Source organism: Opitutus sp. ER46 (assembly GCF_003054705.1).
Classification (GTDB): Bacteria; Verrucomicrobiota; Verrucomicrobiia; order Opitutales; family Opitutaceae; genus ER46.
The window spans coordinates 53759-66315 of record NZ_QAYX01000023.1; the positions used below are offsets into that span (position 1 = coordinate 53759).

The 12557-nt window shown below is 67.1% G+C and carries 8 protein-coding genes; 5 read left to right on the forward strand and 3 right to left on the reverse strand.

Annotated features, from left to right (window positions below):
* Positions 1-26 precede the first annotated feature (26 nt).
* The 4 genes from DB354_RS22350 (at position 27) to DB354_RS13195 (ending at position 8731) form a co-directional block, all read left to right on the forward strand.
* Positions 27-3623: a TonB-dependent receptor gene (locus DB354_RS22350; RefSeq protein ID WP_158277521.1), complete on the forward strand. Its 3597-nt coding sequence runs from the start codon at positions 27-29 to the stop codon at positions 3621-3623.
* A 175-nt stretch (positions 3624-3798) separates the two neighbouring features.
* Positions 3799-6738 carry a sensor histidine kinase gene (locus DB354_RS22015; protein ID WP_158277522.1) on the forward strand — a complete coding sequence of 980 codons (2940 nt, stop codon included), beginning with the start codon at positions 3799-3801 and terminating at the stop codon, positions 6736-6738.
* Positions 6735-7376, forward strand: coding sequence for a response regulator transcription factor (locus DB354_RS13190; RefSeq protein ID WP_107836107.1), 642 nt, complete (start codon positions 6735-6737; stop codon positions 7374-7376). Before DB354_RS22015 ends, DB354_RS13190 begins: the two co-directional genes overlap by 4 nt.
* A gap of 293 nt (positions 7377-7669) precedes the next feature.
* Positions 7670-8731 (forward strand): NAD(P)-dependent alcohol dehydrogenase, encoded by a 1062-nt coding sequence (locus DB354_RS13195; protein ID WP_107836108.1) that lies wholly within the window; start codon positions 7670-7672, stop codon positions 8729-8731.
* Positions 8732-8857: 126 nt separating this feature from the next.
* Here DB354_RS13195 and DB354_RS13200 read toward each other — a convergent pair whose 3' ends face one another.
* From DB354_RS13200 to DB354_RS22355, 3 genes are all read right to left on the reverse strand, one after another.
* Entirely contained in the window at positions 8858-9763 is a 906-nt protein-coding gene (locus tag DB354_RS13200; RefSeq protein WP_107836109.1) for an AraC family transcriptional regulator, read from the reverse strand.
* A gap of 93 nt (positions 9764-9856) precedes the next feature.
* Positions 9857-11425, reverse strand: a complete 1569-nt coding sequence (locus DB354_RS13205) for an alpha-L-fucosidase (protein WP_343205584.1) — start codon at positions 11423-11425, stop codon at positions 9857-9859.
* A gap of 226 nt (positions 11426-11651) precedes the next feature.
* On the reverse strand, positions 11652-12032 hold the full coding sequence (locus DB354_RS22355; RefSeq protein WP_158277523.1) for an SHOCT domain-containing protein: 381 nt from the start codon (positions 12030-12032) through the stop codon (positions 11652-11654).
* A gap of 222 nt (positions 12033-12254) precedes the next feature.
* Between DB354_RS22355 and DB354_RS22360 the strand changes: the two genes are divergently transcribed.
* The gene (locus DB354_RS22360; protein ID WP_158277524.1) at positions 12255-12476 is read left to right on the forward strand and encodes a hypothetical protein; all 222 of its coding nucleotides are present in this window, start codon (positions 12255-12257) and stop codon (positions 12474-12476) included.
* Positions 12477-12557 lie beyond the last annotated feature (81 nt).

Sequence of the window (12557 nt, forward strand, 5' to 3'; positions counted from 1 at the left end):
TCCTGGAAACTGACACCGTAACCCAAATGACCTCCAAGCGATTGATCCCGTATCCGGTCCTCCGGACCACGGCGCTGACCGCGTGCTTGCTCGCGACCGGCGCCCTTGCGCAGGTTGCGCCCACCCCCACGCCTTTGCCTCCATCCACCGCGCCGGCCACGCCGGCGCCCGCCCGCCCGCCCGTTACCCTGCGGAACGCCGAGAACGGCGCGGCCGAGGAGGTGGTCTCGCTCTCGCCCTTCGAGGTCGTGGCCGACACGCGGGGCTACTTCTCCGCGAACTCGATGTCCGGGACGCGCTTCAACACCAAGGTCGAGGACCTCGCCTCGTCGCTCACCGTCATCACGAAGGAACAGATGGATGACTTCGCGATGCTCGACATCAACGACGTCTTCAACTTCACCGCCGGCACCGAGGGCACCGCGACGTACACGGACTACGTGATCGATCGCAACGGCCAGTTGCAGGACAACGTGCAGCTCGATCCGTCCAACGCCAACCGCGTGCGCGGCATCCTCGCGGCCAACCAGTCCTACGGCAATTTCGAGACCACGCGGCTGACGATGGACCGCATGATCATCGACGGCGTGGAGATCAGCCGCGGCCCCAACGCCAACGTCTTCGGCCTCGGCTACGCCGCCGGTACGTTCAACCAGGTGCCGGCCTCCGCCAACCTCACGCGCAACCGCACCCGGGTCGAGGCGCGGGCCGACAGCTACGACGGCTACCGCACCGCGCTCGACTTCAACCGCGTGCTCAAGAAGGGCGTTCTCGCCGTCCGCGTGAACGGCGTCTTCCAGCACGATGGCTTCATCCGCAAGCCGTCGGGCATGGATACGGTCCGGTACAACGGCTTCGTGAAGTATCAGCCGTTCCAGAACACGACGATCACGGCGTCGTTCCTCTACACGCGGTCCGAAGGCAACCGCCCCAACTTCACCCCGCCGCGCGACTCGATCACCGACTGGGTCAACGCCGGCAAGCCCACCTGGGATCCCGTGCTCCAAGTCATCCATCTCAACGGCCAGACCATCGACCGCAATGGCGTCGTCTCGGGCGGCCGGGCGCTCGTGCCGATCACGGCCGACTCCAGCATCCCGGCGTACATTCCGCTCTCGCGCGGCCCGAACAACTCCCGGGCGATGCTCTACGTCGATACCGACGGCATCAAATACTGGACCGCCCCCGGCGCCACCAGCAGCGTCAACTCGGCCCTGATCACCCCGGCCGGCGGCAGCCAGTCGGTCCGCTACATGATGACCAACCCGCTCGGTTCGTCCGGCGGCAAGTACTCCGGCCAGCCGCTGTGGACGACCACGCCGACGATCGGCGACCATAGCTATTACGACTGGAGCGCGGTCAACCTCTCTGCGCCGAACCGGCAGTGGGATCGCGTGAAGGTGTATCACGCGTCGCTCGACCAGGTGCTGCTCAATACGCCGCGGCAGACGCTCGTCGTGCAGGGCTCGGTGTTCCGCGAGGACGCCATGCGCTACCAGCGCCAGCCGCTGGGCAACTCCGGCATTTCCGGCCAGACCGGCCAGTACTTTGTCGATATCGACGAGCGCCGGCTCGACGGCACACCCAACCCCTTCTTCCTCCGGCCGTACATCGCCGCCGGTGAGTTCACCACCCGGTATGCGCCGGCCAAGTGGGATACCTATCGCCTGCAGGCCGCCTACAAGCTGGATCTCCGCGGGGAGAAGAACTGGCTGAAGTGGCTCGGGCTGCATCAGCTGACCGGGTACGACGAGTACAAGTACCGCATCAACCGGCAGTGGAGCTACCGCGAGGCGCTCGCCTCGAATCACACGTGGACGCAGGCCGGCTACACCGGTTTCAACGCCAACCAGGGCCGCTCCGTGCAGAGCAATGTGACCGGCGGCCCGCAGGCCGGACCGGCCGTCGTCCGCCAGTACTACCGCTACTACGTGGGCGACACGAACAGCGTGAATGTCGCGTACGCGCCGGGCAACTTTGAGCACGGCACGTATCCGTTCTCCTGGGGCGGTTATCGGACCCAGACCGGTGGCGTCGTCGACCCCGCCAGCGCGCAGTTCTACAATGAACCCGCCACCCTCGCCCTGATGCCCACCACCGACCAGACGGGCGGCAACTACAGCCTGAAGCAGATCATCAAGACCCCGGGCGGGGTCATCCAGAGTCACTTCCTCGATGGGAAAGTCGTGACGACCTTCGGCATGCGGCAGGATAAGGTGTATTCGAAGAACGGCATCAACAAGGTGACCGACGTGACGCCGGTCGGCGGCGCGAACCTGCTCAACAACAACACCGAGTTCGACTGGGCGTATAACAACTCATGGGAGCCGGGGGACTACCGCTTCAACGTCGGCAAAACCAAGACGGGTGGCGTCGTCGTGCGCCCCTTCCGTGACCTCCGCTTCATCCAGGAGGCGTCGAACCATGGCGGCCCGCTCGGCTGGCTCGCCGACGCGGCGCGCGGGCTGTCGCTGACCTACAACCAGTCCGACAACTTCTACCCGCAAGCGCCCGCCATCGACCTGTTCCGGCAGCAGCTGCCGAACGTCACCGGCGAGGGCAAGGACTACGGGTTCTGGCTCAACCTGGCCGACGGCAAGGTCGTCGTCCGGTTCAACCACTACATCACGAAGCAACTGAACATCCGCAATGGTGACGCCAACACGATCGCCCAGCGCGTCCTCCGCATCGACATGGACGTGTCGTCGGACCATTTCCAGCTCTACGACCGCGCGAACGACTGGTTCCGGCTCACCCATCCCGAGTGGTCCGACACGCAGGTGCGGCAGGCGATCGCCGACCAGATGCAGATCCCGATCGACGAGTACGAGGAGCTGATGTCCGCCTTCCGCGCGGGCTCGATTGCCGCGACCAACGACTTCACGGCCTCGGGCAACGAGATCGAAATCAACTTCAACCCCACGCGGCACTGGCGCTTCTCCGGCTCCGTGACGCAGCAGAAGGCCGTGACCTCGAACGTCTCGAGCGTCGTGCAGCAGTGGATCGATCGCCGCATGCCGGTGTGGACGTCCATCGTGGACCAGAACTTCAACCCCAGTCTCGGCACGGGCGTGTCGCAGGGCTGGGAGCCGACCGCCGACAACCCGCAGCACCTGTGGTGGACGCACGGCTACAACCGGACGTCGTTCCCGAACGGATACTACGCGAACAACGTCGCGGCGCCGTACAAGGTGATCAAGCAGCAGGAGGGCAAGGCGCGGCCCAACATCCGCGAGTACAACGTCAAGTTCGCCGCCAGCGTCGACCTGGCCGCCTTTACCGAGCAGCGCTACCTCAAGAACGTCCGCGTCGGTGCCTCCGGCAACTGGCAGGACAAGGCGGCGATCGGCTACTACGGCGTACAGCAGCTCCCGGACGTGGTGACCGACCTCGATCCGAACCGGCCCGTCTGGGACAAGGCGCGGCTGTATGTGGGCGCGTTTGTCTCGTACCGCACGAAGCTCTTCAACAACCGCGTCGCGGCGAACTTCCAGCTCAACGTCGAGAACCTCGGCGAAAACGGCCGGCTGCAGCCGATCGGCGCGTTTCCCGACGGCACCCCCAACGCGTACCGCATCGTGGACCCGCAGAAATTCATTCTCTCGGCGAGCTTTGACCTGTAGCGCGGACCGGATCCGTAATCTCCCTGCGGCCACTCCCGCGGGGCGCGGCGGCGGCACTCCGCGGGGGGGCGCCGCCGCTGGATTGCAGGCGCTGCCGGCGGCGGCTTTCGGCTGTTCATGCCGGGCGGGTCCGCGCACTGTGCCGTCGCTTGTGAGACTCTGCTTTCGAGTGTGCTTGTTGCTGCTGGCTGGCCTGGCGACCCGGGCGGGCTGGGCGTCTGGCGCCGACCGCCCGCCGGCCGACGGCTTTGTGGTGCGCGAGTGGCGCTCGGAGTCGGGACTGCCGAGCGACGACGTGTACCAGGTGGCTCAGGACGCGCGCGGCCATCTGTGGGTGGCCACGCGCAGCGGCGTCGTCCGCTTCGATGGGGCGGGCTTCTTCCCGGTGCCCGGCGCGGCGGGGCGCGACCTGTATTTGAACCTGCTGCCGGAGGCGGACGGTTCGGTGCTGCTGGTGCCGCGCACCGGGGATCCGGTCCGGTTCAAGGACGGCGGGTGGCGAAGGGAGCCGCTGGCCGCGCCGCTGGCCGGCCAGGCAGGCGGGCAGGCGTTGCGTGCGCCGGACGGAGCGCTCTGGTGCTCGGTCCGCGGCGCGGTGCAGCGGGTGCGGGGAAAAGACCACAAGGTTTTCGGTCGGGCGGACGGCATCGCCGAGGGCAGCTGGACCCGCTTCGCGCTCGATGGCGGGGGGCGGGTGTGGCTGGCGAGCGACCAGTGGCTGGCGCGGTACGAGGACGGACGCTTGGTGCGCGTCCCGCTGCCGGTGGCGTCGGAGTTGCGCCTGGCCTCGTCGCGCGCCGCGGGTCCGTGGGTGATCACAGACCGGCAGGTGTACAAGATGGACGCCGCGTCACGCCCGGTGCTGATGGCGGAGCTACCGCCGCTCGTCGGGGCTCATTACGTCGCAGCCGCAGCGGAGGACAGCCGCGGCTGGCTCTGGCTGGGCACGCGGTCGCAGGGCGTCCACGTCGTCGGGCGCGAAGGCGTGATCCCGGTGCCGACCGCGAGCGACAATATCACGACGCTGATCGAGGACCGCGAGGGCACGATCTGGGCGGCGGCAATTCCGGGCGGGCTCTACGCGATCGCGCCGCGAATCTACACCCTCCACACCAAGGCCAATGGCCTGGCCGCGACGGGTGTGACGGCGGTCTGCGAGACTGCGCCCGGAGAAATCTGGTGCGCCAACGGCGATGGCGGCGTCGTGCGGCTGCGGGACGGACACATCGACCATTGGATCCTCCGGCACGAGGGCCGCGTGTACGGGGCGGTGTCGGTGTCGCCGCACCCGGAGCGCGGCGTGTGGGTGACCGGGTCGTCCTCGTCGTTTTGGGTCGATGGCGAGGGCGGGGTGACGTTCCTCGCCGCGGTGCCGAGCTCGGGGCCGCAGCCCGCCAGCTTCACCTCGGCCGCCGGCGAATGGTGGCTCACGATGGCCGATGGGCGGGTGGGGCGTTGGAACGGCGCGTCCTTCCAGAGCTACGGCGTGGAGGCGGGATTGAGCGAGCGCGGGGTGCGGTCGTTTGCGGCGGGTCCCCAGGGAGAAGTGCTGGTCGGCACCAACGATGGGCAACTGCTGCGTTTCACGGCCGGACGATTTGTCCCGCTGCTGCCGGCCGGCGTGTCGCTCGGCGTCGCGATCAACGGCATCCTGCCGATGGACGATGGCTATTGGCTGGCGACGGCGGGTGAGGGGCTGGTGGTGATGCGGCCGGGGCGGAACGCCCGCGTGAATGCGTTGAATGGTCTGCCGCACGACAACCTCACGCAGCTCGTGCCGGACGGCCGCGGGTTTGTGTGGTGCGGTTCGGCGGCGGGCGTGTTTCGCGTCGCGCGGGAGGACGTCCGGCGCGTGGCGGCCGGCGAGGCGAAGGTCGTGGCCGCGCTCCAACTCGGGCGGGATGAAGGGCTGGGCGACGCGAATTGCCGTGGCCTTTACGGCCCGGGCGCGCTGCGCAGCCGGGACGGACGCGTGTGGTTTGCGACGCGCCAGGGGCTGCTGGCCATCAACCCGGAGGCCGATGCGCTGTCCCCTCCGGCGCCGCAGGCGGCCATCGAGGAGCTCCGGATCGACGGCGAGGCGCAGGTGCTGCGCGCGCCGCTGGTCGTCGACCCTGCGGGCCACAAACTGGAGTTCTCGTTCTCGGTCCTGGCGCTGGCGGCGCCGAGCCGCGTGCGTGCGCGCTACCGGTTGGTCGGGTTTGACGAAGGGTGGGTGGAAGCGGGCGGGCGGCGCGTGGCCGTGTATCCCCGGCTGCCCCCGGGCGAGTATCGTTTCGAAGTGGCGGCGAGCTACGGCCAGCCCCGCGAAGGCGAGGCGCCGGCGGTCGTGGCGATCACGGTGCCGCGCCGCTGGTGGCAGACGCTCTGGTTCCAGGCCGGGGTGGTGCTCGGGCTGGTCGGCGTGGTCGCGGGCGTCGTCCGCGTGTGGACGTACCGCCGCCTGCGCCGCCGGATCGAGCGGCTGGAGCACGAGACGGCGATCGCGCGGGAGCGGGCGCGCATCGCGCAGAACATCCACGATGACGTCGGGGCCAGCCTCACCCGGATCAGCCTGCTGACCCAGGCGAGTTCGCCGCTGTCGCCGGAGGCGCCGAAGCTGGAGCGGATCTACGAGACGGCGCGCGAAATCACGCGCTCGCTCGACCAGATCGTCTGGGCGGTGAACCCGCAGTACGACTCGCTCGAGAGCTTCGTCGGCTACCTGACCGATTTCGCCCAGCCGTTTCTCGGGCTGGCGCGCGTGCGCTGCCGCCTCGACATACCTGCGGTGCTGCCGCCGATCGTTCTGTCGGGCGAGACACGGCACCAGCTGTTCCTCTGCTGCCGGGAGGCGCTGAACAACGTGGTGAAGCACGCGCGGGCCACAGAAGTGACGGTCCGGCTCGCGTGGACGGCACCGCGGCTGCGGATCGTGATCGCCGACGACGGCCGGGGCCTCGCCGCGGCGGCGGCGGACACGCCGGAGCGCGGGCGGAGCGGGCATGGGTTGGCCAACCTGAGGGAGCGCATGGCGCGGCTCGGTGGGTCCGGCACGGTGGGGCCGGCCGCGGAGGGCGGCACCGTTGTGACGCTCGTCGTCGCGCTCGCGGGCGACGGGACCCTTTCGCCATGAAGACGCGCGTTTCGATCGTCGATGACGACGAGCCCACCCGGAAGATCCTGATCGAGGTGATCGGCTGCGTGCCGACGCTGCAGTACGTGAGCGACTATGGCTCCAGCGCGGTGGCGCTGCGGCAACTCCTGGCGGACCGGCCGGACGTGGTGCTGATGGACATCAACATGCCCGAGCCGAACGGCGTGGAGTGTGTGCGCGTGCTGAAGCGGCAGATGCCCGGCACGCAGTTTCTGATGCTCACGGTTTACCAGTCGGCGGAGCACGTGTTCGCCGCGCTGGCGGCGGGCGCGACGGGTTACCTGCTGAAGGAGACGCGCCGCGAGGAGCTGGTGGCGGCGATCGAGCAGATCGCGCTCGGCGGCTCGCCGATGACGAGCGCAATCGCGCGCAAGGTGGTGCAGTCGTTCGCGCAGCCAGGGTCGGCGCGACCAACCTTCGAGGACCTCACGCCGCGGGAGCGGCAGGTGCTCGAGTGCCTGAGCCAGGGATACCTCTACAAGGAGATTGCCGACACGATGGGCATCGGCGTGCCGACCGTCGCCACGCATATCCGCAAAATCTACGAAAAGCTGCACGTGCGCTCCCGCTCGCAGGCGATCGCCAAGTACCTCGGCCACCCCGCCACCGGCGGCTGAGGCGCCGCTCGGGCAGAAGCCCAGGACGCCGAGGGAACGAGGACTGCAATTATTACTGCCCCATCCGCAACGAGTAGCGGGATAATGTCCAGATACTCGGGAATAATGTCCGGATACTCCCGGATAATGTCCGGATACGGTTCGACGGCTTTCTAAACCGGCGGTCGTGGGTTCGAGCCCCGGCAACCGGTGTTTTGCGCAAGAACCCGACAGGTCGCGCAAGCATGTCGGCGCGACCTCGAGCGGGTGCGCTATAGTCCATGCCTTCTCTCCCTCCTGTACTTTTAAAACCCATGTCCAAACCTGTCGCCTATTCCGTCAAAGCCTACTCCGCCGCCAGCGCGACCTCGCCCCTGGCGCCGGCGTCGATCCAGCGCCGCGAACCGACCGATCGCGATGTGCAGATCGAAATCCTCTACTGCGGCGTCTGCCATTCCGACATCCACTTCGCGCGCAATGAGTGGCACTTCACGCAGTACCCGGCCGTGCCGGGCCATGAGATCGTGGGCCGTGTGAAGCGCGTTGGCCCGAAGGTCACGAAGTTCAAGCCGGGCGACATCGCCGGCGTGGGCTGCATGGTCGACGCCGACCTGAGTTGTCCCTTCTGCCGCGCCGGGGAGGAACAGTTTTCGCCGACGCACGTGCAGACTTACGGCTCGACCGAGCGGCACATCGGCGGACCGACGTTTGGCGGTTACTCGGAGAACATCGTGGTCAACGAGCACTTCGCGTTGCGCATCCCCGCCAACCTGAATCTCCCGGCGGTGGCACCGCTGCTCTGCGCGGGCATCACGACTTATTCGCCGCTGCGGCATTGGCAGGTCGGTCCGGGCAAGAAGGTCGGCATCGTGGGCCTGGGCGGGCTGGGCCACATGGGCGTGAAGTTCGCACGGGCGTTTGGCGCCCACGTCGTGGTGTTCACCACCTCGCCGGCGAAGAAGCCGGACGCCCTGCGGCTCGGCGCGCACGACGTGATCGTGTCCCGCCAGCCGGAGGAGATGAAGGCGCAGGCGGGCACGTTCGACTTCATCCTCGATTGCGTGTCGGCGGAGCACGACCTCAACGCCTACCTCGCGATGCTGAAGGTGGACGGCAATCTTACGATCGTGGGCGCGCCGGAGAAGCCGCTGCCGGTGGCGGTGTTCAGCCTGATCATGGGGCGCCGGAGTTTCTCCGGCTCGATGATCGGCGGCATCCGCGAGACGCAGGAGATGCTGGATTTCTGCGGCCAGCACGGGATCACGAGCGACATCGAGATGATCCGGATGGACCAGATCAACGAGGCCTACGCGCGGATGCTGAAGAGCGACGTGAAGTACCGCTTCGTGATCGACATGGCGTCGCTGAAGTCCTGACGCCGGCGCAGCGGTGGCCCGGGCGCGGAGGATCGGCCCGGGCCATGCCGCCGCTTACGACGGCAGGCGCAGGCCTGCGGTCTCGATCGATGAGGACGGCAGGCCAGCAGGGCTCGAAGACTGGCGTCAGCGTTTCCGGCGGTAGTCGCTGGGAGAAAGGCCGGTCTCGCGGCGGAAGACCTGGGCGAAATGGCTCGGGGTGGAAAAGCCCAGGTCCAGCGCCACGGCGACGATGCTTTGGTCGGTCTCCCGCAGGCGCCGGCGCGCTTCCTGCATGCGCGCGTTCACGTGGTACTTGCCCGGGGACATCCCGGTGGCGCTTTTGAAGAGCCGGTGAAAGTGAAATTTGCTCAGCCCGGCCATCGCCGCGGTCTGGGCGAGGTCGAAGGGCTCGTCGAGGTGAGACTCCATCCAGTCGGTGACCTGCTTCAGCTTGTAGCCGGGGAGCGAGGAGCTGGCGCCGCGGGCGTCGCGGGGGATCTCGGCGTAGTGGCGCGCGAGATGCATCGCGATGAGGTGCGCGAGGCCCTGGACGCGCAGCGCGCTTGCGCGCGGAGCCATGAGTTCGCCCCGGACGTTCTCCATCATCCAGTTCAGGTCGGGATCCGTGAATGCCGACAGGTCGCGCAGGCGCACCTTGGGCGCATCGGCCCCGAAAACCTCCTCGAGGGCGCGATTGAAGAGCGGCAACTCGACGAAGACCATCATGGCGAGGAACGGTTCGGGCGTGAGGGCCTTCCAGCGGCACTCATACGGGCCGCCTCCGGTGGTGAGGAAGAATGAGCCCTGACGGATCCGATGCGTGACCCAGGGACCGTTGCCCTCACGTTCCTGAAACTCGACCTCGCCGGAAAACGTCCACGCCAGATGCGGTTCGTTCACTGCCGGCAAGGCCAAGGCGTCGGTCGTGCGCAACGGTTCATGGATCCAGGCCTTCAGGTCCTGCCACGCCTTGCCGCGACTCGCGCGGAGGCTCCGTGACTTCGTGTACCGCAGGTATGCCTCGGTGGAGGTTTTGTCGGGGATCGTCATGCGCGCCGGAGTCGGAATCTGGCCGCCAGCGAACCGCAGCTCTGGCGGAGTTTCAAATCGTGAAGATCAGGTCGAGGGAGCCGAAGCCGGCGGTCAGCGGCGGGGCGTGATCTTGAAGACCACGGCGGTGCCGTTTGCGATCACTCGGGGAGGCTCGATCACGAGGGCATCGTCGGTGCGGGACCACGTGAGCTTTTCGGTGCTGCCCAGGGCCGCTATTTCGGCGATTGCACCGGGCCAAAGCCCGCGCTTCGTTCCGAGCGATTTGATCGTCACCGGTCCCGAGGGCGTGCCCATCACGATCGCGTAGAGGACCTCTCCCTTGGTGGTGAAGCGGACATCCTCCGCCGTGAACGGCTTGGCCTTTCCTTCGTTGAAGCCCTGGGCCGACAGCGGCGGTACGCTCGCCATCTGCGGGCCTTCGCCGAAGACCTGCCATGGCCGCGTGCCGTGGATCGCCTCTTGGTTGACCTGCATCCAGTCGCCGATGCCGCGCACGATCTCGAGCTCGTCGTCATCGATGGTGCCATCACCGCGGACGGGAATGCTGAGGAGCAGGTTGCCGTTTTTGCTGACGACGTCGATGAGGGTATGAACGACAGTCCGCGCCGTCTTGTAGCCGTGGCGGTCGAAGATGCCGCGATCATAGTGCCAGCTGCCGATACACGTGTCGGTCTGCCACGGATTGGGCTCGATCTCGTTGCTGCTGCCGCGCTCGACGTCCCACGCCATGCAGCGCCGCTGCTCCCCGTCGAGGATCTTGTTGAACATCACGCCGTCGTCGCCGCGCCACCGGTCGTTGCTGTTATAGAAATGGGCGGCGATTTTCAGGCCGGCGTCGCTTACCGGCCACAGCGGCAGGGCGGTGTCGTCGAAGTAGATCAGGTCGGGCTGGTACTTGTTAATGAGGTCGATGGTGCGGTTGTAGAACTTCTCACAATACGCCTGGTCCGGCAGGGTCACGCCGTGGTCCCAGTTCCAGCGTTCGTGGATCTTCTTCAGCTCAGCGAAACCGGGACTTGGCGGATGGTTTTGGGCGTAGAGGTCCTGGGGGTCGTATCCTTCCCACCACGTCCCTTTGCCGTCGGCCTTGGTGAGTTTGCCGTCGTAGGGCACGCCGGCGAGCGGACCGGTGGCATCCGCGCCCTGGGCGGTCTCCAGCCAGCTCCAGGCGTGGGCGGCGTGGACGCTGACCCCAAACTTCAGCCCGTGCCTGCGGGCCGCGGCGGCCCAGCCGGCGATCAAGTCCTTCCGCGGGCCCAGGTTCACGGAGTTCCACGGCTGATACTTCGAGTCCCAGTTGTCGAAGTTGTCGTGGTGATTCGCCAGCGCGAAGAAGTATTTTGCCCCGGCCCGCGCATACAGGCGGAGCAGGTCGTCGGGGCGCCAGTTTTCCGCCCGCCACGCATGAATGACGTCCTTGAAGCCGACCTTGGAAGGGTGGCCGAAGGCGGCGACGTGCGCGCGATAGCGACCGCTCGTTTCGCTGTACATCTCCCGCGCGTACCAGTCACCCCGCTCGGGCTGGCACTGCGGGCCCCAGTGGGCCCAGATGCCGAATTTTGCATCCCGGAACCAGGTGGGCACCCGGTACTGCTTTAGCGACTCCCAGTCCGGGGTGAACTTGCCCGGCGCCACCGGCTCGGCGGTCGTGCTGACGATGACGAGGGGCGTGGCCGTGCTGGGAATCTGGGCGAGGCCGATCGCAGCGCTGCACAGCAGGGCGAGCAGCGCGCAACGGAAACACTGGCGGGCAGGATGAACGGGGAAGGTTTTCACGAGAAAAGCGGGCGCCCCGCACATGGGTGCTGGCGCGAGGAGGGGCGGTGGTTGGGCGCGGCGAACGAGGAGGGCACGAGTTCGGGGCTAGCGGTCGGAGAGCACGCGGTCAAAGCGGCCGCGGAAATTCTGGCACCGACTTGGTTCCGAGCAGCCGCTTCTTCTCGGTCTGAAACTCCTCTTCTGTGATCAGCCCCGTGTTACGCAGTTCACCGAGCCGAGCCAACTCCGTGTAGCGATCGCGAGCCACGGTGCCAGTGCCCTTGAGGTCGCCAGAGGATATCGCCTGCGCCTCGGGATCATCGGGCGCCAGGGCCTTGAAGTGAACCTCCGCGTACGCGCAGGATCTTCCGACGACTACGTCCTTTTGCGTCGCGCTGATCATCTTCATGACTTTCCCGTGTCGCTCGCACCATGCCCTCGCGTCATTCAGCGCCGCGGCTTTCATTTTCGCTCCATACTGAAAGCCCGTTTCGCTGTGGGTGATCATGTAGGTGTCAGGCCCCGTCTGAACGACACCGCTCGATTCTGTGATGCACCCGGCGAGTCCGAACGACAGCAGACACCCGAGAGCGCGATATCCTAGGTTCATCGGCAAGACGTGTTTGCCCGTCTTTAGCGGGGGAAGACGATGGCCACAAGAGCGGCTTTGAATCGAACGAGGCGGCGTCCGAAGGTTCGACGCGGAGGGTTGGCGCCATGTGGCCCTCCTGTGCGTCCCTTGGCTCGCAACCGGCTCACGCATGAAAAGCTGGCGCGCGATCTCGGGGATCACCCTGAGAGCCAGATGGTCTGGTTGAACGACGTTTTCGGGGGCACGTTTCCCGTCACTTGGTCGCTGGGCATCATCGCGGCGATTCTCGCCGGCTCGGTCGCGATTTCGCTCCGCTTCGTACGTCCTAAGGCTCCCGCCATGCCGGGCGCGAGCTGCTGAAGGCCGGTTGATGGTGACGGCTCGGGCGGCAAGGGCCCCGCCTGGGATGGTGTCGAGCGTGATCTCCCCCGGCGCACCTCT